The organism is Pseudomonas sp. ES4 (genome assembly GCF_050586665.1).
Classification (GTDB): Bacteria; Pseudomonadota; Gammaproteobacteria; order Pseudomonadales; family Pseudomonadaceae; genus Aquipseudomonas; species Aquipseudomonas frederiksbergensis.
This window is the reverse complement of the sequence record NZ_JBOBDO010000016.1, coordinates 122153-144820: the sequence shown is the minus strand read 5'-3', so window position 1 is coordinate 144820 and position 22668 is coordinate 122153. Positions and strand designations below refer to the sequence as shown.

At 60.4% G+C, this 22668-nt stretch carries 15 protein-coding genes; 10 read left to right on the top strand and 5 right to left on the bottom strand.

Translation table 11 applies throughout. The features are described from left to right. Positions 1 to 135 precede the first annotated feature (135 nt). Positions 136 to 459, top strand: coding sequence for a hypothetical protein (locus tag ACQ4OB_RS18430; RefSeq protein ID WP_430956176.1), 324 nt, complete (start codon positions 136 to 138; stop codon positions 457 to 459). A 309-nt stretch (positions 460 to 768) separates the two neighbouring features. Further along, positions 769 to 1608 (top strand): 23S rRNA (adenine(2030)-N(6))-methyltransferase RlmJ, encoded by an 840-nt coding sequence (locus ACQ4OB_RS18425; protein ID WP_076028900.1) that lies wholly within the window; start codon positions 769 to 771, stop codon positions 1606 to 1608. A 127-nt stretch (positions 1609 to 1735) separates the two neighbouring features. Here the strand turns inward: ACQ4OB_RS18425 and msrA are convergent, their stop codons facing one another. From msrA to aceE, 5 genes are all read right to left on the bottom strand, one after another. Then, entirely contained in the window at positions 1736 to 2383 is a 648-nt protein-coding gene (gene msrA / locus ACQ4OB_RS18420) for a peptide-methionine (S)-S-oxide reductase MsrA (protein WP_074873040.1), read from the bottom strand. Between the two features lie 185 nt (positions 2384 to 2568). Continuing rightward, on the bottom strand, positions 2569 to 5265 hold the full coding sequence (locus tag ACQ4OB_RS18415) for a putative bifunctional diguanylate cyclase/phosphodiesterase (protein ID WP_074873041.1): 2697 nt from the start codon (positions 5263 to 5265) through the stop codon (positions 2569 to 2571). Between the two features lie 289 nt (positions 5266 to 5554). Beyond that, positions 5555 to 6949 (bottom strand): alkaline phosphatase D family protein, encoded by a 1395-nt coding sequence (locus ACQ4OB_RS18410; RefSeq protein WP_102616446.1) that lies wholly within the window; start codon positions 6947 to 6949, stop codon positions 5555 to 5557. Between the two features lie 483 nt (positions 6950 to 7432). After that, positions 7433 to 9394, bottom strand: coding sequence for a dihydrolipoyllysine-residue acetyltransferase (gene aceF, locus ACQ4OB_RS18405; protein WP_430956175.1), 1962 nt, complete (start codon positions 9392 to 9394; stop codon positions 7433 to 7435). Positions 9395 to 9405: 11 nt separating this feature from the next. Beyond that, positions 9406 to 12051 (bottom strand): pyruvate dehydrogenase (acetyl-transferring), homodimeric type, encoded by a 2646-nt coding sequence (gene aceE, locus ACQ4OB_RS18400; RefSeq protein WP_074873054.1) that lies wholly within the window; start codon positions 12049 to 12051, stop codon positions 9406 to 9408. A gap of 383 nt (positions 12052 to 12434) precedes the next feature. Between aceE and glnE the strand changes: the two genes are divergently transcribed. The 8 genes from glnE (at position 12435) to ACQ4OB_RS18360 (ending at position 22648) form a co-directional block, all read left to right on the top strand. After that, positions 12435 to 15374, top strand: coding sequence for a bifunctional [glutamate--ammonia ligase]-adenylyl-L-tyrosine phosphorylase/[glutamate--ammonia-ligase] adenylyltransferase (gene glnE, locus ACQ4OB_RS18395; protein ID WP_430956174.1), 2940 nt, complete (start codon positions 12435 to 12437; stop codon positions 15372 to 15374). Between the two features lie 315 nt (positions 15375 to 15689). Continuing rightward, on the top strand, positions 15690 to 16724 hold the full coding sequence (gene waaF / locus ACQ4OB_RS18390) for a lipopolysaccharide heptosyltransferase II (protein ID WP_430956173.1): 1035 nt from the start codon (positions 15690 to 15692) through the stop codon (positions 16722 to 16724). A gap of 1 nt (position 16725) precedes the next feature. After that, positions 16726 to 17787 carry a lipopolysaccharide heptosyltransferase RfaC gene (rfaC, locus tag ACQ4OB_RS18385; RefSeq protein WP_430956172.1) on the top strand — a complete coding sequence of 354 codons (1062 nt, stop codon included), beginning with the start codon at positions 16726 to 16728 and terminating at the stop codon, positions 17785 to 17787. Continuing rightward, positions 17787 to 18908, top strand: a complete 1122-nt coding sequence (locus ACQ4OB_RS18380) for a glycosyltransferase family 4 protein (RefSeq protein WP_430956171.1) — start codon at positions 17787 to 17789, stop codon at positions 18906 to 18908. The genes rfaC and ACQ4OB_RS18380 overlap by 1 nt, the downstream gene beginning before the upstream one ends. Beyond that, positions 18908 to 19714, top strand: a complete 807-nt coding sequence (gene rfaP, locus ACQ4OB_RS18375; protein ID WP_430956170.1) for a lipopolysaccharide core heptose(I) kinase RfaP — start codon at positions 18908 to 18910, stop codon at positions 19712 to 19714. The genes ACQ4OB_RS18380 and rfaP overlap by 1 nt, the downstream gene beginning before the upstream one ends. Beyond that, complete coding sequence (locus ACQ4OB_RS18370; protein ID WP_430956169.1) at positions 19714 to 20448, top strand: lipopolysaccharide kinase InaA family protein; 735 nt, start codon at positions 19714 to 19716, stop codon at positions 20446 to 20448. Before rfaP ends, ACQ4OB_RS18370 begins: the two co-directional genes overlap by 1 nt. Then, positions 20445 to 21197, top strand: a complete 753-nt coding sequence (locus tag ACQ4OB_RS18365; RefSeq protein WP_074873074.1) for a lipopolysaccharide kinase InaA family protein — start codon at positions 20445 to 20447, stop codon at positions 21195 to 21197. Before ACQ4OB_RS18370 ends, ACQ4OB_RS18365 begins: the two co-directional genes overlap by 4 nt. Next, a complete protein-coding gene (locus ACQ4OB_RS18360) occupies positions 21197 to 22648 on the top strand; it encodes a lipopolysaccharide kinase InaA family protein (protein WP_430956168.1) in 1452 nt (483 codons plus the stop codon). Before ACQ4OB_RS18365 ends, ACQ4OB_RS18360 begins: the two co-directional genes overlap by 1 nt. Positions 22649 to 22668: the final 20 nt, after the last annotated feature.

The following is a 22668-nucleotide window of genomic DNA, read 5'->3' as shown; positions in this document are numbered from 1 at the left end:
CGGCTGTGCGTGGGACACGCTTCGGCGTGGCTGAGTTTGGTGGATCCTCAGTTTCCTACTCCCGCGCACGGCTGCCACCCAAGCCCGTAGGAAAGGCCGTTGGTAGCTTGAATTTATCCATCAAGGTCTCAAAAAATGAAAACACTTCATCCCGATCCTCCCTATGAAAAACCAACCCCCCATCCCCAAAGCCGCTTCATGGCACTCACCAGCAATTGCGACGACATGCCGACCCTGTTCGTCGACACCCAAGCGCCGCGGGATGTTTTGTATGACGCTGCCAACTTCCGAATTCGTGCCGTCACCCAAGTGATGGAGAACTTGTCCATGCGCGGTTCGATCGAGTGTCAGTCCTTCCTTCTCAGTGATTTTGCTTTGCTCTGTGCCATTCCGTTGCGGGATGGGTGTGATGTGCTGGATGTGTTGGGACGACGATTGAAGGCTCGGTCTTCGGAGTAGCGCCGGGGGGTTTCGCTGATGCTGTTCAGTTAAGTTGATACGCACGTTTTTGTAGCAGCTGGCGAAGCCTGCGTTCGGCTGCGCAGCAGTCGTAAAATCAGAGCTTGCGGTGTTTCAGGTGCACCGTGCAGGCAGGGTTTACGACTGCTGCGCAGCCGAACGCAGGCTTCGCCAGCTGCTACAGATCGTGTTGCGGCCTAGCTGAGGTGTGTTTTCCCCTTTATGCGTGCTGCAACTGTCCGCTCGGCTGTGAGGCCCTGACGTCCAGCCCCGTACAAGGTAAACTTCCCGCCCTTCGCAGGAGCAGCCATGAATTATCGTCACGCCTTCCATGCCGGCAATCACGCCGATGTGTTCAAACACCTGACTTTGACCCGCATCATCGCTTTGATGTCGCGCAAGGAGCAGCCGTTTGCCTATCTCGACACTCACGCCGGCATTGGTCTGTATGACCTGCAGGGCGATCAGGCGAGCCGTACCGGTGAATACCTGGAAGGTATTGCGCGTTTGTGGGATCAGCCGGATCTGCCGGCGTTGACCGCTGATTACATGAAGGTGCTGCACGAGATGAACCCGGATGGCCAGTTGCGCTATTACCCGGGGTCGCCGGAGTTGGCGCGGCGGCTGACGCGGCCGCAGGATCGGGTGATGCTCAACGAGAAGCACCCGGAAGATGGTGTGTTGCTCAAGGACAACATGGCTGGCGACCGTCGGGTCAAGGTGCATCTGGGCGAAGGCTGGCATGTGCCGCGTGCGATGTTGCCGGTGCAGGAGAAGCGGGCGGTGATGTTGATCGATCCGCCGTTCGAGCAGCTGGATGAGATGCAGCGCTGTGCGGCGTCGCTGAAAGAGGCGATTGGCCGGATGCGCCAAACCGTGGCGGCGATCTGGTACCCGGTGAAGGACCAGCGCCTGTTGCGGCGTTTTTATCAGGACTTGGCGGGTACGGGCGCACCGAAGTTGTTGCGGGTCGAGTTGCTGGTGCATCCGCTGGATACGCCGAACAGCCTGAACGGCTCGGGGCTGGCGATTGCGAATCCGCCGTGGGGTCTGGAAGAGGAATTGCGTGAGTTGCTGCCGTGGTTGTCCAAGAAGTTGGGGCAGACCCAGGGTGGGTGGCAGATGGATTGGTTGATTGCTGAAAGTTGACCAGTGATCGTTCCCACGCTCTGCGTGGGAATGCCTCAACGGACGCTCCGCGTCCACTTCGGTAGGGACGCGGAGCGTCCCGGGCTGCATTCCCACGCAGAGCGTGGGAACGATCAGGGCCCGAAAGTCAGATCGGGCAAGTCACGCCGGTACCGCCAATCCCGCAATACCCTTCAGGGTTTTTCGCCAGGTATTGCTGGTGGTACGCCTCGGCAAAGTAGAACGTCGGGGCTTCTTCGATTTCAGTGGTGATGGTGCCTTTGCCAGCCTTGGTCAGCTCAGCCTGGAACACTTGCTTGCTGTGTTCGGCCGCCGCCAGTTGAGCAGGGTTGGTGGCGTAGATCACCGAGCGGTACTGAGTACCGATGTCATTGCCCTGGCGCATGCCCTGAGTCGGGTTGTGCAATTCCCAGAACATTTTCAGCAGCTCTTCATAGCTGACTTTTGCCGGCTCGTAGACCACCAGTACCACTTCGCTGTGGCCGGTCAGGCCCGAGCAGACTTCTTCATACGTCGGGTTCGGCGTAAAGCCGCCGGCATAACCCACCGCCGTACTGACCACACCTTCGCGCTGCCAGAACTTGCGCTCTGCGCCCCAGAAGCAGCCGAGGCCGAAGATCGCGAAATCCACGTCCATCGCGAATGGGCCCAGCAGCGGGGCGTCGTGGACGAAGTGTTTTTCCGGCACGGTCATTGGGGTTTCACGGCCGGGCAGAGCTTGTTCTTTAGTCGGGAGCACGTTTTTGTTCACCAGGATTTCCGAGCGCAGAACCATGATCAGTCCTCTCAGTCAGGTTTGAATGTAAATACACAGACCGCCAGTGTGCCCAATGATGCCAAGTTAATCACTAGTCAAAATGTGGGAATGAGCCTGCTCGCGATGGCGTCGTGGCAGTCTGCATCGTTGTCGCTGATACACCGCTATCGCGAGCAGGCTCACTCCCACAGGGTGCTGTTGTGTTACAGCGATAGCGGGCCACGCGGGTAGCGTTTGAGCTTTTCGATCAGCTCTACGCCGGGGATCGGTCGGTCGAACAGGTAACCCTGGCCGACGTCGCAGCGGTGGCGGCGCAGGAAAGCCAACTGCTCGGCGGTCTCGATGCCTTCAGCCACGACCTTGAGTTTCAGGTTGTGGGCCATGGCAATCACCGCGGAGGTGATTTCCATGTCGTCCTGGTTGTCCGGGATTTCGTGGATGAAGCTGCGATCGATCTTGATGATGTCGATCGGGAATTTTTTCAGGTAGCTGAGCGATGAGTAACCGGTGCCGAAGTCATCCATGGCCAGGGTCAGGCCCAGGCGCTTGAGCTGATCGAGCTGCAAGTGGGTGTCTTCGGTGGCTTCCAGCAGCAGGCCTTCGGTGAGTTCGAGTTCCAGCAGGTTTGCCGGTAGCGCTTCTTCCTTGAGGATGTTGGCGATGGACGACACCAGGTCCGGATCGGAGAACTGCTTGGGCGACAGGTTGATGGCCACCTGAAGATTGCCCAGGCCCGCGGCGGTCAGGTCTTTGCTCATGCGGCAGGCCTGGCGGGCGATCCATTTGCCGATGGGGATGATCAGGCCGGTTTCTTCGGCGACGCTGATGAACTGGTCCGGGCGGATCATGCCTTTTTCCGGATGGTTCCAGCGCAGCAGCGCTTCCATCCCCAACAGGCGACCGCTGCGCAGGCAGAGCTTGGGCTGGTAGAACACGTCCAGCTCGTTCTGGGTCAGGGCGCGGCGCAGGTTGTTTTCGACGAACAGTTTGTAGCTCGCTTCGGCGTTCAGCGCTTCGGTGAACACCTGGACCTGATGTTTGCCGTTGGCCTTGGCCTTGTGCAGGGCGAGGCCGGCGTTGCGCATCAGGGTTTGCGGATCGCGGCCGTGCAACGGCGCGCAGGCCAGGCCTACGGAGCCGGTGACGCTGATCAGCTGGTTGTCGACGAACATCGGCTTGTCGAGGGTCGCCAGCAGTTGATTGGCAATCTGTTGACCCGCACGCAGGTCGGTGTCGTCCAGCAGCACGGCGAATTCGTTACTGGCGAACCGCGCCAGGCTGCCGCTCGGGCTCAGGCTGTTGCGCAGGCGCCGGGCCAGGCTGATCAGCAGTTTGTCGCCGGTCTGGTGGCCGAGGCTGTCGTTGATCCGCTTGAAGTTGTCGATGTCCACCAGCAACAAGCTGATCGGTGTATCGCTGTCTCGGGCGAAACGTTCGTCGAGGTTGCGGATGAAGGACGGGCGGTTGCCAAGGTTGGTCAGGTTGTCGGTATAAGCCAGGCGCTCGATGCGCTGCTGAGCGAGCTTGGTCTGGGTGATGTCTTCGTAGATGCCGATGTAATGCGTCAGCTCGCGGTTGTCGCCGTAAACCTTGGAAATCGACAACTGGCCCCAGTAGGGTTCGAGGTTTTTACGGCGGCTTTTGAACTCACCCTGCCAGCTGTTGCTCTTGGCCAGCGCCGAGGGCGCGTCGAACAGCAACTCGCTGAGGTTTTCCAGTGCCGGCAGTTCCGACAGCCGCTGGCCGTGGACTTCTTCGGTGGTGTACTGGGTGATCGCCGTGAAGCTGGGGTTGACGTATTCCACCACACCATCGCAATTGACCAGCAAAAAGGCGTTGGCGCTTTGCTCTACCGCACGCTGGAACAGGTGCAGGGCGCTGGTAGCGGTGCGGCGGTTGTGGTTGTTGATGACTTGGGCAAACTGATCCGCCAACTCTCCGGCGAACGCAATTTCGTCCGATTGCCAGGCGCGGGGCGTACCGGTCTGTTCCAGGCAGAGTACGCCGACCACTTGGCCATCGACGCGAATGCTGGCGTCGAGCATCGCATTCACATCGCGCGGACGCATGTGTTCGGCCATTTGCCGGGTACGCGGGTCGCGCATGGCGTTGTGGGCGTCGATGGCGCGGCCGGTCTGCAAGGCATCCAGGTAATCAGGGAAGAGACTGACGTCCATCGGCTCCGGCAGCAGGTATTCCTGGCTGGCGCGGTGATAGGCCGAAATCGGCACGAGCTGTGAACCTTCGAGGTTCCACAGGCTGGCGCAGTCGATTTCGTAAATGTCACAGGCGCTGCGAGTGATCAGTTCGGCGGCTTCTTTCAGGGAGTTGTTACTGCTATAGCGCTGGCGGGTCAGCAGCAGGATCAAGTCTTGCTGGGCGCGCACCCGGTCCAGGTGCAGAAGCTGTTCCTGCTGGGCGCGCTGATTGAGTTCCAGGGCGATTTGCAGGCGGGAGTTCTGGGTTTCCAGGTCCAGGGCCGGCAGCAGTTGCTCACCCTCGAACAAGCCGTCGATTACCAACAGGTAGCCGCGTAGCAGGTGTCGATTGTGTTGTTTGTAGGCTTCGCCCAGTTCTAGCAGGTTCAAGGAACCTGCGGCGGTGTGCAGTGTGTAGCGGATCAGGTAATGCGGGCTTTCGGTGAGTTGTTGCTGAACCGCGTCATGCAGCTGATAGCGCGCTTCGGGCTCCATCAGGCTGGCGTAGGGCGAGCCGACCAGAGCACAGAGCTCCACAGCCGGCAGGCCGAACTGTCGTTCGCAATTGGGATCGAGAAACAGCAGCGCCCAGCTCGCTTCATTCAGCCGTTCGAAACGCAGCATGCCGAGCCGCGAGGGCACAGGCAACTGCGTCACTACCTCGGCCACCATACGGCTGGCGGCATCGGGTTGGCTCTTCATATGGAGGGGAACTCACTTCGAATAGGCTGATCGCGCCGGGCTTCCGCCCTCTGTACTGTTAACTGCGGCAAGGTTGCATCATTGCGACAGTGACTGACAAGAGACATGAAGGCCAAGTGCTATAAGAATATGTCGGCAGGAGAGAGGATTTCTCCAATGGATGGCTAAAAGTAATCGTTTGGAGCCCTGTGGCGAGCGAGCTTGCTCGCGCTGGGTTGCGCAGCGGCCCAAAAATCTTGTGAGCGCTGCGCACTCAAGCGGGAGCATGCTCCCTCGCCACAGGTTTGGTTTAACGCAAAGGAATGCCTACCGATTGCAGCAGCTGGCCGTCCCGGTCGTGATAGTTGACCTGAACCTTCTCCTGATCAACGACCAGATGGGCAAAGTTGTCCTGGCTGACCACCTGGCTGGTCAGTTCATGCTGATAGTCGCCAGCGGCTGTTCGCGCCAACGGTTGGCCGAGGATGAAAGTGGATGCCTTGGCATACGGCAGCAGTTTGCTGTTGCACAAAGGCGAGGAGACGATGGTGTGCACCGCGAAGTCCGGGTCTTCGCTGTGGGTCAGGCGACTGGTCAGGGAGCCATGGACATCGCCGGACACGAAGAAGACGTTCTTTATTCGGTGCGTACGAATGGTCTCCAGCAGTCGTAGCCGTTGTTCCGGGAAAGCTTTCCAGGCGTCATCACCGTGAAGTTTGCGGTCGGGGTAGAACATTACGCTGGTGACCACGAACTTGACCCTGGCCGGGCTGTGAATCAACCATTTGCACAAGGCTTGTTCCTGCTCTTCGTCAAGGATGCGTCGATCATTGGCCGACAGGTTGCGTCGGGTTCGACTGTCAGTGACAAACCATTCGATATCGCCTTCGGCGAATTGATACCAATAGTGTTGCAGTTGCTTGTTTACTTGCCCGCTGGCAAGAAGTTCATGTGTGGGGCTATGACTGGCTTGATACAACTCATACGCCGCGATGGCATTTTTGTATAAGTAGGCATCTGCCTTGCTTTCGTTGGCGGGCCAGTTGTCTTCGATTTCATGATCGTCAAGGATCATGTAAGTCGGTACGCCGGACATTAACTTTGCAATATTGGGTTGGGAAAAAGCTGCGCGGTACTTACTGAGTATTGCCTTGTATTCCCGGTCGGGAGCAATGACGTTCAGGTCATCGACATAGATTTGATCGCCGGTCATCAACATGGCGCTGATGGGCGGTTCGGCCTGCTGCGCCAGATGGGTGATCGAGGCGAAAATCCTGTCGCCCAGATACGGTGCAGACGGGATGCCAGCGGTCATGCGCAGGTAGCGACAGGAACCGACGATATAGGCCCGTGGAATCGCGGCTTTGCTGGATAGTGTGCGAAACCGGTAGATGACGCGCGGCCATTGCAGCGGCAGTTCCTGAACCGTTTCCACGGTATGCACCGGGCTCATGGGGCTGAACCAGCCTGCCTGGTATTCGTACTCGGTGTCGGTGGCAAGTTCGTTGAGTGCAATTACGTCGGACATATCCCGCAAGATCGTCAACTTTGCAAATACACCTTGGGACCAGCGCTCTTCGCCTGTTCGTCGATAACGAATGCCTGCAAATACTGGTGCAGTGTTTTGAAGTTCGCCGCGCAAGAAAATGCGGACGTGGTTAGTTGTTGTGTGGCCAATAATAGGGCCGACAGTTGGTTTGAACATGTTCGAATCCATTCGAAGTAATGCTAACTAAGCAGATTAAGTTGTAGAAGAATCTATTGGGGGGCTACCAACTAAGATTAGTTATTGGCTTGCGAAAAATATCGGGCGGAAGTGGACTCGAGTTGTAGGCGGCGTAAGCCGTGAATGTAGGAATAAAACTTGGGAGAGGGCCCAATGCCAGTCAGTTCAGCCCTAATGCGGCCTGTAGCAGCTGCCGAGCCTGCGAGGCTGCGTTCGGCGGCGTAGCCGTCGTGAAACCGGCTAACGCGGTCTACCTGATGCACCGCAAGTTCTGATCTGACGACTGCTTCGCAGCCGAACGCAGCCTCGCAAGCTCGACAGCTGCTACCTGGAATGCTGAATGGGGATGGTTTTCTTGAGGGCAAAAAAAGCCCCGCCAAACTGGCGGGGTTGAGGTACGAGCGTGGCGCTCGGAAAACGTGGAACGCGACGGGCCCTCCGATGAAGGAGGGCCGGCCGGTGTTACAGCAGGATCGTGCGGATGTCCGCCAGCAGGTCGCTCAGACGCTTGGTGAAGCGTGCAGCAGCGGCGCCGTTGATCACACGGTGATCGTAGGACAGCGACAGCGGCAGCATCAGTTTCGGCTGGAAGGCTTTGCCGTCCCAGACTGGCTGGATGGTTGCCTTGGAAACACCGAGGATCGCCACTTCCGGCGCGTTGACGATCGGCGTGAAGCCGGTGCCGCCAATGTGGCCGAGGCTGGAAATGGTGAAGCAGGCGCCTTGCATGTCGTCAGCGGTGAGCTTTTTGTCGCGGGCTTTGGCGGCCAGCACAGCGGCTTCGGCTGCCAGTTGCAACAGGCTCTTCTGGTCGACGTTCTTGATGACCGGTACCAGCAGGCCTTCAGGGGTGTCGACGGCGAAGCCGATGTTCACGTACTTCTTGCGGATGATCGCCTTGCCGCTTGGTGCCAGCGAACTGTTGAAGTCCGGCAGTTCCTTGAGCAGGTGTGCGCAGGATTTGAGCAGCAGCGGCAGGATGGTCAGCTTGACGCCAGCCTTCTCTGCAACGGCTTTCTGAGCGATACGGAACGCTTCCAGGTCGGTGATATCAGCCGAATCGAACTGAGTCACGTGCGGAATGTTCAGCCAGCTGCGGTGCAGGCTCGACGCGCCGATTTGCATCAGGCGAGTCATCGGCACTTCTTCGGTCTCACCGAAGCGGCTGAAGTCCACGACCGGAATCGGCGGGATGCCCGCGCCGCCGGTTGCGCCAGCAGCAGCGGCCGGTGCTTCCTTGGCTTTCTGCATCATGGCTTTGACGTAAACCTGCACGTCTTCTTTCAGGATGCGACCGTGCGGACCACTGGCACCGACGGCGTTCAGCTCGACGCCGAACTCGCGAGCCAGTTGGCGCACTGCCGGGCCCGCATGAACCTTGGCGCCCGGCTTGGCCGGTGCAGCAGCTGGTGCTGCCGGTGCCGGTGCCGGAGCGGCAGGAGCAGCGGCGGCTGGAGCTGGAGCACTAGGAGCAGCAGCGGCGGTTGCCGGGGCAGCAGCAGGCGCAGCGCCTTTGACTTTCAGCTTCAGGATCAGGTCGCCGGTACCGACTTCGTCATCCAGCTTGACGGAAACACTTTCCACCACGCCCGCGGCAGGCGATGGAATTTCCATGCTGGCCTTGTCGGATTCCAGGGTGATCAGCGACTGGTCGGCGGTGACGGTGTCGCCAGCCTTGACCAGGACTTCGATGATCTTGGCCTTGCCCGACGAACCGATGTCCGGGACATGAATGTCCTGAACGCTGTCGGCAACCGGTGCAGCTGGAGCCGCAGAGGCTGGCGCCGGAGCAGCGGCAGCAGGCGCAGCAGCCTGGGCTGGCGCGGCAGCAGCAGGGGCCGCAGCACCCGCCACTTCCAGGTCCAGAATCAGGTCGCCAGTGCCGACTTCGTCGTTGAGCTTGACGCTGATGCTCTTGACCACGCCAGCGGCAGGCGATGGGATTTCCATGCTGGCCTTGTCGGATTCCAGGGTGATCAGCGACTGATCAGCCGCGACGGTGTCGCCGACCTTGACCTGGATCTCGATGATCTGGGCCTTGCCCGACGAACCGATGTCCGGCACGTGCACTTGCTGGACGCTGGCGGCAGCCGGAGCTGCGGCTGGCGCGGCAGCTGCCGGAGCAGCAGCCGGTTTCGCTTCAGCCTTTGGCGCCTGCGCAGCGGCAGCCGCAGGGGCCGCAGCAGCGGCACCTTCGACTTCCAGCTCCAGCAGTTCGTCGCCTTCTTTCAGGCGATCGCCCAGCTTCACTTTGATGCTTTTGACGATGCCGGCCTTGGGCGCAGGAATTTCCATGCTCGCCTTGTCCGACTCAAGCGTCAGGATGCTCTGGTCGGCTTCCACACGGTCGCCGACCTTCACAAATAGTTCGATTACTTCACCTTCACCGCTGCCGATGTCAGGTACGCGAATGAGTTCGCTCACAGAGTGTCTCCTCAGCAGTCCAGTGGGTTGCGTTTTTCCGGGTTGATCCCGAACTTGGCGATGGCTTCAGCCACCACTTTAGGCTCGATATCACCACGGTCAGCCAAGGCTTCCAGGGCTGCCAACACCACGAAATGACGGTCGACTTCGAAGAAGTGACGCAGCTTCTTGCGGCTGTCACTGCGGCCGAAACCGTCGGTGCCCAGGACTTTGAATTCCTTGGACGGGACCCACTGACGAATTTGCTCAGCGAACAGCTTCATGTAGTCGGTAGACGCGATGACCGGACCTTGACGACCGTTCAGGCACTCTTCGACATAGCTCAGTTTAGGCTTCTGACCCGGGTGCAGACGGTTGCTGCGCTCTACGGCCAGGCCATCGCGACGCAGTTCGTTGAAGCTGGTAACGCTCCACACGTCAGCGCCGACGTTGAACTGTTCACGCAGGATTTTCGCCGCTTCGCGAACTTCACGCAGGATGGTGCCGGAGCCCATCAGCTGAACGTGGTGCGCCGCTTCGCGGGTGTCTTCCTCGAGCAGGTACATGCCCTTGATGATGCCTTCCTCGACACCGGCCGGCATGGCTGGCTGCTGGTAGGACTCGTTCATCACGGTGATGTAGTAGAAAACGTCCTGCTGCTCTTCGGTCATCTTCTTCATGCCGTCCTGGATGATCACCGCCAGCTCGTAGCCGTAGGTTGGATCAAAGGTGCGGCAGTTCGGGATGGTGGCAGCCAGGATGTGGCTGTGACCGTCTTCGTGTTGCAGGCCTTCGCCGTTCAGCGTGGTCCGGCCGGCGGTGCCGCCGATCAGGAAGCCACGGGTGCGGCTGTCGCCAGCGGCCCAGGCGAGGTCGCCGATACGTTGGAAGCCGAACATCGAGTAGAAGATGTAGAACGGCAGCATTGGCTGGTTATGGCTGGAGTACGACGTACCGGCAGCGATGAACGAGCTCATGGCGCCCGCTTCGTTGATGCCTTCTTCGAGGATCTGGCCCTTTTTGTCTTCCTTGTAGAACATCACCTGGTCTTTATCGACTGGCTCGTAGAGCTGGCCGACGGAGGAGTAGATGCCCAACTGACGGAACATGCCTTCCATACCGAAGGTACGGGCTTCGTCCGGGATGATCGGAACGATGCGCGAACCGATTTCCTTGTCCTTGACCAGCTGCGCGAGGATCCGCACGAAAGCCATGGTGGTGGAGATTTCACGGTCGCCCGAGCCGTCCAGGATTGCCTTGAGGGTATCCAGTGGTGGCGTCGGGATGTCGAAGCTCTTGGCGCGGCGCTGTGGCACGAAACCGCCCAGTGCAGTGCGGCGCTCGCTCAGGTAGCGGGCTTCGGCGCTGTTTGGCTCTGGCTTGAAGAACGGCAGGTTTTCCAGCTCTTCGTCTTTTACCGGGATGTCGAAACGATCGCGGAACAGCTTCAGGCTTTCAACATCCACTTTCTTGGTGTTGTGCGCGGTGTTCTTCGCTTCGCCGGCACCGGTGCCATAACCTTTGATGGTCTTGGCCAGGATGACGGTCGGTTGTTCTTTGTGGTTGACCGCTTCGTGGTACGCCGCGTAGACCTTGTACGGGTCGTGGCCGCCACGGTTGAGTTTCCAGATCTCGTCGTCGGACAAGTCTTCAACCATCGCCTTGAGTTCTGGCGAGTTGAAGAAGTGTTCACGCACGAACGCGCCGTCTTTGGCTTTGTAGTTCTGGTACTCGCCGTCGATGACTTCGTCCATGCGGCGTTGCAGGATACCGTCGACGTCTTTGGCCAGCAGTGGGTCCCAGAAACGGCCCCAGATGACTTTGGTCACGTTCCACTGAGCACCGCGGAACACGCCTTCGAGTTCCTGGATGATCTTGCCGTTGCCGCGAACCGGGCCATCAAGGCGCTGCAGGTTGCAGTTGATGACGAAGATCAGGTTGTCGAGCTTCTCGCGGCCAGCCAGCGAGATCGCGCCCAGGGATTCCGGCTCGTCGCACTCGCCGTCGCCCAGGAAACACCAGACTTTTTGCTTGCCTTCCGGGATGAAACCACGGGCTTCCAGGTACTTCATGAAGCGTGCCTGGTAGATCGCCTGGATTGGGCCCAGACCCATGGATACGGTCGGGAACTGCCAGAAATCAGGCATCAGCCAAGGGTGCGGGTAGGACGACAGGCCCTGACCGTCCACTTCCTGGCGGAAGTTGTTCATCTGGTCTTCGGTGATGCGGCCTTCCATGAATGCGCGGGCGTAAACGCCTGGCGAGGTGTGGCCCTGGAAGTAGATCAGGTCGCCGCCGTGTTCGTCGGTCGGGGCCTGGAAGAAGTAGTTGAAGCCGATGTCATACAGGGTTGCGCTGGAGGCGAAGCTGGAGATGTGACCGCCCAGGTCAGAATCTTTCAGGTTCGTACGCATCACCATGGCCATCGCGTTCCAGCGTACCAACGAGCGAATGCGGCGTTCCATGAACAGGTCGCCAGGCATGCGTGCTTCGTGGGTAACGGGGATCGTGTTGCGGTATGGCGTGGTGATGGCGTAAGGCAATTGCGAACCGCTACGGGTTGCGAGTTCGCCCATACGGGTCATCAGATAGTGAGCGCGGTCTTCGCCTTCTTTGTCGAGAACCGATTCCAGGGCGTCCAGCCATTCCTGGGTTTCGACGGGATCGAGGTCTTGCATGGCTTGCTCCAGGGCGGAAAGGCTTCCAGAATCGGTTGCCTGAGTTTGCGACTGGCCTTGTGGGCAGACGATATAAATTCTTGGATTGCCGAGAGGTTGTTCCGGCGGCGTGTAGTTTTACTACAAATCATCGGGCATTTCAGCCTTTCGAATGTATATACGAGTAGTAAAACTACAGATGAGCGGCTTGTGGCCTCCAGCTGCGTTGTGAGAATAATCGTTAAGGTTGGTCTTTTGCCAACCAGAAAAGGTGAAAGCTTGATGCTGTCTGCCAAAAATAAAGAAATTTCAGCTATTTCTAACCTTTGTTCGACAGTCGATCAGGTAGTGCATTCTCGCGAATCACTACATGCAGCCCTCTACACGCCGATCAAGGATAGACCATGAGCCTCCCTTCGCTTGCCGAACTGCCCGGCATCCTCCTGCCGTTTGTCACCCGTGCCGAACAGTCGTTCCGCACGGCCGTCGCCGGCCTCGACGACGACCATGGCCTGGCCGGCTGGACGCCTGAACGCTGGGCGCAATTCGCCCGCGTCACCGCTGCCAGCGACTTCGTGATTGAACAAAGTGTCCGCGACCCGTTGATGTTGCTGGAACTGGTGCAGTCCGGTGAGCTGGATCGAAGCTTTGCGCCCGGCGAGTTGTGCGCACAGATTGCGGCCGCGGTGAATGCAGCGGACACCGACGATGAGCTCGGTCGCGCCCTGCGTCGTCAGCGTAGCCGTCATCAGGTGCGGATCATCTGGCGCGACCTGACACGTCAGTGCGATCTGATCCAGACCTGCCGCGACCTCTCGGACATGGCCGATGCCAGCATCGATCAGGCCTATCAGTGGTTGTACACGCGGCACTGCCAGCAGTTCGGCGTGCCGACTGGCCGGCGTAGCGGCGAGCCGCAACAAATGGTCATTCTCGGCATGGGCAAGCTCGGTGCGGTGGAGCTCAACCTGTCGTCGGACATCGACCTGATCTTCGCCTATCCCGAGGGGGGCGAAACCGTCGGCGTCAAACGCTCGCTGGATAACCAGGAATTCTTCATTCGTCTCGGCCAGCGCCTGATCAAGGCCCTGGACCCGATGACCGTCGACGGTTTTGTATTCCGCGTCGACATGCGCCTGCGGCCTTACGGTTCGGCCGGCGCATTGGTACTGAGCTTCAACGCGCTGGAGCAGTATTACCAGGATCAGGGCCGCGACTGGGAACGCTACGCGATGATCAAGTCGCGGGTGGTGGCTGGCGATCAAGTGGCCGGCGCGCAATTGCAAGAGATGCTGCGGCCGTTCGTTTACCGGCGATACCTCGACTTCTCTGCGATCGAAGCGCTGCGCACCATGAAGCAGCTGATCCAGCAGGAAGTGCGGCGCAAGGGCATGGCCGACAACATCAAACTCGGTTCCGGTGGTATTCGTGAAGTCGAATTTATCGCCCAGGCCTTCCAGCTGATCCACGGCGGCCGCGACCTGAGCTTGCAGCAGCGGCCTCTATTAAAAGTACTGAGCACGCTGGAAGGTCAGGGGTACCTGCCGCCGGCGGTGGTCAGTGAACTGCGCGAAGGCTACGAATTCCTGCGGTACACCGAGCATGCGATCCAGGCGATTGCCGACCGCCAGACCCAAATGCTGCCGGACGGCGCGCAGGATCAGGCGCGCATCGCTTTTATGTTGGGCTTCGCCGATTGGGCCGCTTTCCACGAACAGCTTATGTATTGGCGTGGCCGCGTGGCCTGGCACTTTGGTCAGGTGATCGCCGATCCCGACGAAGAGGAAGGCACCGAAAGCGAAGTGGTGGTCGGCGGCGAATGGCTGCCGCTGTGGGAAGAGGCTCAGGATGAAGAGGCCGCTTGCCGTCAGTTGCAAGAGGGCGGTTTCGCTGATGCCACCAAAGCTTTGAAAGCGTTGGCCGGTTTGCGCGGCAGTCCGCAATTGCGCGCGATGCAGCGCTTGGGTCGCGAGCGCCTCGATGCCTTTATTCCGCGGTTGCTGGCGCAGGCCGTGGAGCACGCCAATCCGGATCTGGTGCTGGAAAGAGTCTTGCCGCTAGTGGAAGCTGTGGCCCGTCGTTCCGCGTACCTGGTGTTGCTGACCGAAAACCCCGGCGCGCTGCGACGTTTGTTGACCCTGTGCGCCGCGAGCCCGTGGATCGCCGAACAGATCACCCGCTTCCCGCTGCTGCTCGACGAATTGCTCAACGAAGGCCGGCTGTTCAAGCCGCCGCTGGCACCGGAATTGGCCGCCGAGTTGCGCGAGCGTTTGACGCGGATTCCCGAAGACGACCTCGAACAGCAAATGGAAGCCCTGCGACATTTCAAACTGGCGCACCGCTTGCGCGTCGCCGCTTCGGAAATCGCTGGCAGCCTACCGTTGATGAAAGTCAGCGATTACCTGACCTGGCTCGCCGAAGCGATCCTCGAGCAAGTGCTGGCCCTGGCCTGGCGCCAGACCGTGGCCAAGTACGGTACGCCGCTGCGTACCGACGGCACTTTGTGCGATCCCGGCTTCATCATTGTCGGTTACGGGAAAGTCGGCGGCCTGGAATTGGGGCATGGTTCCGACCTGGACCTGGTGTTCATCCACGATGGCGATCCGCAGGCGGAAACCGACGGGCCGAAACCTATCGACGGCGCGCAATTTTTCACCCGGCTGGGGCAGCGGATCATTCACTTGCTCACGGCCCAGACCAACTCCGGTCAGCTGTATGAAGTGGACATGCGACTGCGGCCGTCCGGCGCGTCGGGGTTGCTGGTGAGTTCGCTCGGAGCGTTTGCCCGGTATCAGGAAAATGAAGCCTGGACCTGGGAACACCAGGCGCTGGTGCGGGCGCGGGTATTGGTGGGCAGCCCGGACGTCGGCCAGGCATTCGAGAAAGTCCGCGCGGCGGTATTGGGCAAGCCGCGGGACCTGGCGACGTTGCGCCAAGAGGTCAGCGAGATGCGCGCCAAAATGCGCGATAACCTTGGCAGCAAGAGTACTGCGGCGGGCACCGGGGCAAATGCCTTCGAGGCCACGGCGCCGTTCGATCTCAAGCAGGACGCCGGAGGTATCGTCGATATTGAATTTATGGTGCAATACGCGGCCCTGGCGTGGTCCGAATCGCACCCGCCATTGCTGCGCTGGACTGACAACATCCGCATTCTGGAAGGGCTGGAGGAGGAAGGGCTGATGCCCGCCGAAGACGCCAGCCTGTTGCGCGAGGCCTATAAAGCCTATCGTTCAGCCGCTCACCGGCAGGCCTTGCAGAAGGACGCCGGGGTGATACCGGGCGACCAGTTCGTGGACGAAAGGCGGCAGGTAGTGCGGATCTGGCGCGAGCTGGGGCTAAGCTGAGCAGGCGACGAGATTCAAATGTGGGAGCGGGTTTTTGTGGCGAGGGAGCTTGCTCCCGCTGGAGTGCGAAGCGCTCCCAAATCAGCTTGTGCAGTCTGTCATGAGAATGCAGTGGCAAATTTTGGGGCTGCTGCGCAGCCCAGCGGGAGCAAGCTCCCTCGCCACAGAGGTTTATGCTGACTGACATGAATGTGTATTAAATTGATCCGACGAGCCCCAATCAGCTCGTCCAAATGACCTGACGGTTCACCCCGCAGGTGCTGGATTATCGAGGCGGGGAGGCGTATGCCTCCCCGGTTCGTTTATGGAAACCACATGAAAATTCTGATCGTTGGGCCCAGTTGGGTCGGTGACATGGTGATGGCGCAGACACTGTTTCAGTGCCTCAAGCAGCGCCACCCGCAATGCGAAATCGACGTGCTGGCCCCCGAGTGGAGCCGGCCGATTCTTGAGCGCATGCCCGAAGTACGCCAGGCCTTGAGCTTTCCGCTCGGTCACGGTGCTTTGGAGTTGGCGACGCGTCGGCGCATCGGCAAATCCCTGGCCGGCCAGTACGACCAGGCGATCCTGCTGCCCAATTCCCTGAAGTCGGCATTGGTGCCGTTCTTCGCCGGCATCCCGAAACGCACCGGCTGGCGTGGCGAACTCCGCTACGGCCTGCTCAATGACGTGCGCACGCTGGACAAAGAACGTTACCCGCTGATGATCGAACGCTTCATGGCCCTGGCTTACGAGCCGGGTTCCGAACTGCCGACCCCGTATCCACGGCCGAGCCTGCAGATTGACCCGGTCACTCGCGAAGCGGCATTGGCCAAGTTCGGCCTGGCTCTCGACCGCCCGGTGTTGGTGCTGTGCCCCGGCGCCGAGTTTGGCGAGGCCAAGCGCTGGCCGTCCGAGCACTATGCCAAGGTTGCCGAAGCGAAAATCCGCGAAGGCTGGCAAGTCTGGCTGTTCGGTTCGAAGAACGATCACGCCGTCGGCGAAGACATCCGCTCGCGGCTGATTCCCGGTCTGCGTGAAGAATCGGTGAACCTCAGCGGCGGCACTTCCCTGGCCGAAGCCATCGACCTGATGTCCTGCGCCGACGCGGTGGTGTCCAACGACTCCGGCCTGATGCACGTCGCCGCTGCGTTGAATCGCCCGTTGGTGGCGATTTACGGCTCGACATCGCCGGGTTTCACGCCGCCATTGGCCGAGCACGTCGAGATCGTGCGCCTGGGCATCGAATGCAGCCCCTGCTTCGATCGCACGTGTCGTTTCGGTCATTACAACTGCCTGCGCCAACTCATGCCGCAAGCGGTGAACGAAGCCTTGCAGCGTTTGCAGGGCACTGTGGTCGAGGTCAAATAGTTTGCGGGTACTGCTGATCAAGACTTCTTCGCTGGGCGACGTGATTCACGCGTTGCCGGCGCTGACCGACGCGGCACGGGCGATCCCCGGCATCCAGTTCGACTGGGTGGTGGAAGAGGGCTTCGCCGAAATCCCGACCTGGCACCCGGCCGTGGGCAAGGTGATTCCGGTGGCGATCCGTCGCTGGCGCAAAAACATCTGGCAGACCATCAAGAGTGGCGAATGGAAACGCTTCAAGCAAAGCGTTCGCGCCAACAAATATGATTTGGTGATCGATGCCCAGGGCCTGCTCAAAAGCGCCTTGCTGACCCGATACGCCAAAGCCCCGGTGGCCGGGCTGGATAAAAACTCGGCCCGCGAGCCGATTGCCGCCCGCTTCTATTCCCGGCGTCTGGCCGTGGCCCGTGGGCAACACGCGGTAGAGCGAGTGCGTCAGCTGTTCGCCGTGGCCCTGGGTTACGACCTGCCAAAAGGCTTGGGCGATTACGGCCTGAACATCGAGCGACTGGTGGAGCTGCCGCGCAAGAATCCATACGTGGTATTCCTGCACGGCACCACGTGGGACACCAAACACTGGCCTGAAGCCTATTGGCGCGAGTTGGCCGAGCGCGTCGGTTATCTCGGCGTCGCGGTGAAGCTGCCGTGGGGTAATCCGATCGAGAAAGCCCGGGCCGAGCGCATCGCCAAAGACATGCAGCACGTCGAAGTGCTGCCCAAGCTGAACCTGGCGGGTGTCGGCAAAGTGCTGGCCGGCGCGCAAGCCTGCGTGGCGGTGGACACCGGTCTCGGTCACCTCGCCGCGGCGCTGGACGTACCGACGTTGTCGCTGTTCGGCCCGACCAACCCGGGCCTGACCGGCGCCTACGGTAAAGCGCAGATCCACATGGCCAGCGATTTCCCCTGTGCGCCGTGTATGCAAAAGAAATGTACGTATCAACCGACGGCCGAAGATGCCCGTCAGTTTGACCTTAAGCGCGAGTGGCCCCTGTGCTTCACGCGTCTGAATCCCGAGCGTGTCGCGACCCGACTGAGCACGTTGTTACTGGCTGAGGAGCTGCGCTGATGCAATTGGCATTCGTCTTGTACAAGTACTTTCCATTCGGGGGCTTGCAGCGCGATTTCATGCGCATCGCCCTGGAATGTCAGCAGCGCGGCCATCAGATTCGGGTCTACACGCTGATCTGGGAAGGCGACATTCCACCGGGCTTCGAGGTGTTGGTTGCGCCGGTCAAGGCGTTCTTCAATCATCGTCGCAACGAGAAACTCAGCGAATGGATGGAGGCGGATCTGGCCAAGCGTCCGGTGGACCGTTTGATCGGTTTCAACAAGATGCCCGGCCTGGACGTCTACTATGCCGCCGACGGCTGCTTCGAAGACAAGGCGCAGAACCTGCGCAACTCGCTGTACCGCCGTTGGGGCCGCTACCGGCACTTCGCCGAGTACGAGCGCGCGGTGTTCGCCAAGGACGCCAAGACCGAAGTGCTGATGATTTCCGAAGTCCAGCAGCCGCTGTTCATCAAGCATTACGACACGCCGCTTGAGCGCTTCCATTTGCTGCCGCCGGGTATCTCTCAGGACCGTCGTGCACCGGCCAATGCCGCGGAGATCCGCGCCGAATTCCGTCGCGAATTCAACCTCAAGGACGATGATCTGCTGCTGGTGCAAATCGGCTCCGGGTTCAAGACCAAAGGCGTGGATCGCAGCCTCAAGGCGCTGGCCGCATTGCCCGCCGATCTGAAGAAACGCACCCGGCTGTTTGTAATTGGCCAGGACGACCCCAAATTGTTCCAGATGCAGAGTGCCACATTGGGGCTCGGCGATAACGTGACGTTCCTCAAGGGTCGCAGCGACATCCCGCGTTTTCTGCTCGGCGCCGATCTGTTGATTCACCCGGCGTACAACGAAAACACCGGGACTGTGTTGCTCGAAGCCCTGGTGGCCGGGTTGCCGGTGCTGGTGAGCGCGGTGTGTGGTTACGCCCATTACATCGCCGAAGCCGACGCCGGTCTGGTGCTGGACGAGCCTTTCGATCAGGCGCAGCTGACCCAGTACCTGACCGGTATGTTGAACGACGCTCAAGCACGGGCGGCCTGGAGCCGCAACGGTCTGGCCTTCGCCGCGACGGCCGACCTCTACAGCATGCCGCAGCACGCGGCCGATGTGATTCTGGCGGAGCACGCTTAATGAAGTTGATGCTGGCTGAACCGTTCAAGAGCCTCTGGGCCGGACGCGACCCGTTCGCCGAAGTCGAAGGTCTCCAGGGCGAGGTATACCGCGAACTTGAAGCGCGCCGGACCCTGCGTACCGAAGTCAACGGCAGTGGTTTTTTCGTGAAGATCCACCGTGGCATTGGCTGGGGCGAGATCTTCAAGAACCTGTTTACCGCCAAGCTGCCGGTGCTCGGTGCCGGCCAGGAATGGAAGGCCATCCAGCGCCTGCAAGAAGTCGGTGTGCCGACCATGACCGCCGTGGCTTACGGCGAGAAGGGCAGCAACCCGGCGGACCAGCATTCGTTCATCATCACCGAAGAGCTGGCGCCCACTGTCAGCCTCGAAGACTTCAGCATTGACTGGGCCAAGCACTCGCCCGAGCCAAGACTCAAGCGAGCGCTGATCGCCGAAGTCGCGCGCATGACCGGGATGATGCACCGGGCCGGGGTCAACCATCGCGACTGCTACATCTGCCACTTTCTGCTGCACACCGACAAACCGGTGACGGCCGACGATTTCAGACTCTCGGTGATCGACCTGCACCGTGCCCAGACCCGTCCGACGATTACCCGGCGCTGGCGCAACAAGGACCTGGCGGCGCTGTATTTTTCGGCGCTGGACATTGGCCTGACCCGCCGCGACAAATTGCGTTTCCTCAAGGGCTATTTTCAGCGGCCCCTGCGCCAGATCCTGGGTGACGAGGCCGGGTTGCTCGCCTGGCTCGACGGCAAGGCCAACAAACTCTACGACCGTAAACAGCGATACGGGGATGCGCTCTGATGGCGGGTTGGACACTGGAGCCTGAGTACAGCGATCTGGCAGAAGATTTCGGCAGCCTTGAGGCCGTGTTTTCGCTTCAGGGCGAGCGCTTGACCCGCGACCCGTTGTCCGAGGTCATTCGCGTCCAGCGCAATGGCGTCAACTATTACGTCAAACGCTACGTGGGTGCGGGCAAAGGCCTGCGCCGTTACCTGGGCAAGCCTCGGGTGAAGGCCGAGTGGCAGAACCTCAAGCGCTTCGCCAAGTGGGGCATTCCTACCGCTGAAGTGGTGGCCTGGGGCCTGGAGCGTCGCGGTGCGGCGTACGATCGCGGGGCGATGATCACCCGTGAACTGCCCAATACCGAAGACTTGTCGGCGCTGGCCGAGCGGCGTGATCCGAAACTGGCGGACCGCGCCTGGGTCGACAATGTCAGCCGGCAGCTGGCGAGTTATACCCGGACCATGCACGACCACCGCTTCACCCATAACGATTTGAAGTGGCGCAACCTGCTGATCGACGATGAGCCCCGGCTGTTTTTGATCGACTGCCCCAACGGCGATTTCTGGCGCGGCTTCTGGCTCAAATACCGGATCACCAAGGACCTGGCCTGTCTGGACAAGGTCGCCAAGTATCAGTTGTCGGCTACCCAGCGCCTGCGCTTTTATCTGCAATACCGCCAGTGTGATCGGCTGAATGCCGCCGACAAAAAACGGATTCGGCACGTGGTGAGATTTTTCGAGGGACGCGAATGACTGATTTTCTGGCCGCTGAAGACCGTGCGCTGCTTGAGCGTCACGGCCTCGGCACCTTCGATGCACTCTGGGCCAAGCAGCTCGACGCTGTGGACGAGCCCAACACCGCTCGCGGCGGCTGGAGCAGCGTGTTTCGGCTGAATCTGGAAGGTCACGGCTACTACCTCAAGCGCCAGAGCAACTACCAGATGCGCACCTTGCATGCGCCCTTTGGCGAGCCGAGCTTTGCCCGTGAATTTCGCAATATCAGTCGCTATGAAAAGCTCGGAATTCCAGCATTGAAAGCGGCGTTTTTCGGTGAGCGTAAAGTCGACGGCGAAGTTCGGGCGATTCTGCTAACCCGTGCCCTGGACGGTTGGGATGACCTGGATTCGCTGTTGCAGCGCTGGTCGGACCTGAGTTCGGCGCAGCATTCGGCCATTCTTCAGGCCTGTGGCCTATTGGCCCGGCGCCTGCACGGCGCGCGTCAGGTTCACGGTTGCTTCTACCCCAAGCACATTTTTCTCCAGGCCACTGGCGATGGTTACCTGGCCCAACTGATCGACCTGGAAAAGACCCGGCCGTTGCTGTTTGGCCTGCGTGATCGGGCCAAAGACCTGGAGCCGTTGCTGCGTCGGGCGCCTGAGTGGAGCGAAGCGCAGTTGCGTGAGCTGCTGGCCGCCTATCTGGATCAATCGCAAGACAGTTCGTTGATCGACGCCTGGCTTGCGCGCCTGATCGCGCGGCGCACTCATAAGGAGACGCGCTGATGCGTTTGTCTGAGCTGAAAAACGCAGGACGCAGCCCGCGCCTGCCGCTGAACATTCCACTGGCCGATGCCGCCGGCCCTGCCGAGTTGCAATTGCTAAGTCTGTTGCGGGTGTTGCCGGGGCAGCGTTATGTCGGTGCCGGCGTCTGGCGCGGGCGCCCGGTGTTGGCCAAGTTATTGGTCGGCAGCAAAGCGGCGCGGCATTTCCAGCGTGAACTGGACGGCGTGCGGTTGCTGGCGGCTCAGGGGTTGACCACGCCGTTGTTGCTGGCGGATGGCCTGAAGGACGGCGAGGGCGGTTGGCTGCTGTTCGAGTTCATCGAGGGCGCCGAAAGCCTCGGTGAAACCTGGAAACAGGTCGAGCATTTGCCGGTGCTGGCGGATATGCAAGGGGCTGTGCTGGCCGAGGCGTTGGGCGCCATCGGCCAAATGCATCGCAAGGGGCTCTGGCAGGAAGACCTGCACCTGGACAACCTTTTGCGCCAGCGCGGCCGGTTGTATTTGATCGATGGCGGCGGCGTCTGCTCCGAAACCCCTGGCCAGCCGCTCTCGCGACAGAAAGTCCTGGAAAACCTCGGGGTGTTTTTCGCCCAGTTGCCCAAGACGCTGGAGCCTTTCACCGAAGAGCTGCTGGTGTATTACCTGCTGAGCAACGGCGAGCATGCCTTGCCGATGGAGGCGTTGCAGAAGCAGATCAACAAGGTGCGCAGCTGGCGCCTGAAGGACTTCCTGATCAAAATCGGCCGCGATTGCACGCTGTTCAGTGTCCAGCGCGGAGCGTTCGGCTTGCGGGCGATTCGCCGCGAGGAAGAAGCGGCGATGCTGCCGGTGCTGGCCCAGGCCGATGTGTTGCTCGATCAGGGCCATCTGTACAAGACCGGCGGCGCGGCGAGCGTCGGCAAGGTCGAGGTGGGCGGCCGCACGCTGGTGATCAAGCGCTACAACATCAAAGGTTTTGCCCATTGGCTCAAACGCTTCTGGCGCCCGAGCCGTGCCTGGCACTCCTGGCGCGAAGGCAATCGCCTGGCGTTTCTCGGCATCGCCACGCCCAAACCGTTGGCGTTGCTGGAGAAACGTTTTCTCTGGCTGCGCAGTCGGGCTTATCTGGTGACCGAGTATTTGCCGGGGCCGGACATCATCGAGCGCTTTGCGCCTTACGTTGAAAGCGGTGAGGCACCGGAAGCCGAGTTGCGGGCGCTGGATCATTTGTTTGCCGAGCTGATTGGCGAGCGGATCAGTCACGGGGATTTCAAGGGGCATAACCTGTTCTGGCAGGACGATCGCTGGGCGCTGATCGATCTGGATTCGATGTGTCAGCACGCCTCGCTCAGCAGCTTCGCCCCGGCGTATGCGCGGGATCGGGCGCGGTTCATGCGTAACTGGCCTGAGAGCAGCGCGCTGTATCAGATCATCGATCAGCGTCTTCCCAAAGATATCTCTAGCGCTGCCTGAATCGGACCTTCGGTCCTATC

What these genes read in the sequence shown, in the direction of transcription:
- ACQ4OB_RS18360 (WP_430956168.1), top strand. Translation starts at nt 21,197, where the DNA reads ATGCGTTTGTCTGAGCTGAAAAACGCAGGACGCAGCCCGCGCCTGCCG.
- ACQ4OB_RS18430 (WP_430956176.1), top strand. Translation starts at nt 136, where the DNA reads ATGAAAACACTTCATCCCGATCCTCCCTATGAAAAACCAACCCCCCAT.
- ACQ4OB_RS18425 (WP_076028900.1), top strand. Translation starts at nt 769, where the DNA reads ATGAATTATCGTCACGCCTTCCATGCCGGCAATCACGCCGATGTGTTC.
- rfaP (WP_430956170.1), top strand. Translation starts at nt 18,908, where the DNA reads ATGAAGTTGATGCTGGCTGAACCGTTCAAGAGCCTCTGGGCCGGACGC.
- aceE (WP_074873054.1), bottom strand. Translation starts at nt 12,051, where the DNA reads ATGCAAGACCTCGATCCCGTCGAAACCCAGGAATGGCTGGACGCCCTG.
- msrA (WP_074873040.1), bottom strand. Translation starts at nt 2,383, where the DNA reads ATGGTTCTGCGCTCGGAAATCCTGGTGAACAAAAACGTGCTCCCGACT.
- waaF (WP_430956173.1), top strand. Translation starts at nt 15,690, where the DNA reads ATGAAAATTCTGATCGTTGGGCCCAGTTGGGTCGGTGACATGGTGATG.
- ACQ4OB_RS18370 (WP_430956169.1), top strand. Translation starts at nt 19,714, where the DNA reads ATGGCGGGTTGGACACTGGAGCCTGAGTACAGCGATCTGGCAGAAGAT.
- ACQ4OB_RS18365 (WP_074873074.1), top strand. Translation starts at nt 20,445, where the DNA reads ATGACTGATTTTCTGGCCGCTGAAGACCGTGCGCTGCTTGAGCGTCAC.
- ACQ4OB_RS18415 (WP_074873041.1), bottom strand. Translation starts at nt 5,265, where the DNA reads ATGAAGAGCCAACCCGATGCCGCCAGCCGTATGGTGGCCGAGGTAGTG.
- glnE (WP_430956174.1), top strand. Translation starts at nt 12,435, where the DNA reads ATGAGCCTCCCTTCGCTTGCCGAACTGCCCGGCATCCTCCTGCCGTTT.
- ACQ4OB_RS18380 (WP_430956171.1), top strand. Translation starts at nt 17,787, where the DNA reads ATGCAATTGGCATTCGTCTTGTACAAGTACTTTCCATTCGGGGGCTTG.
- ACQ4OB_RS18410 (WP_102616446.1), bottom strand. Translation starts at nt 6,949, where the DNA reads ATGTTCAAACCAACTGTCGGCCCTATTATTGGCCACACAACAACTAAC.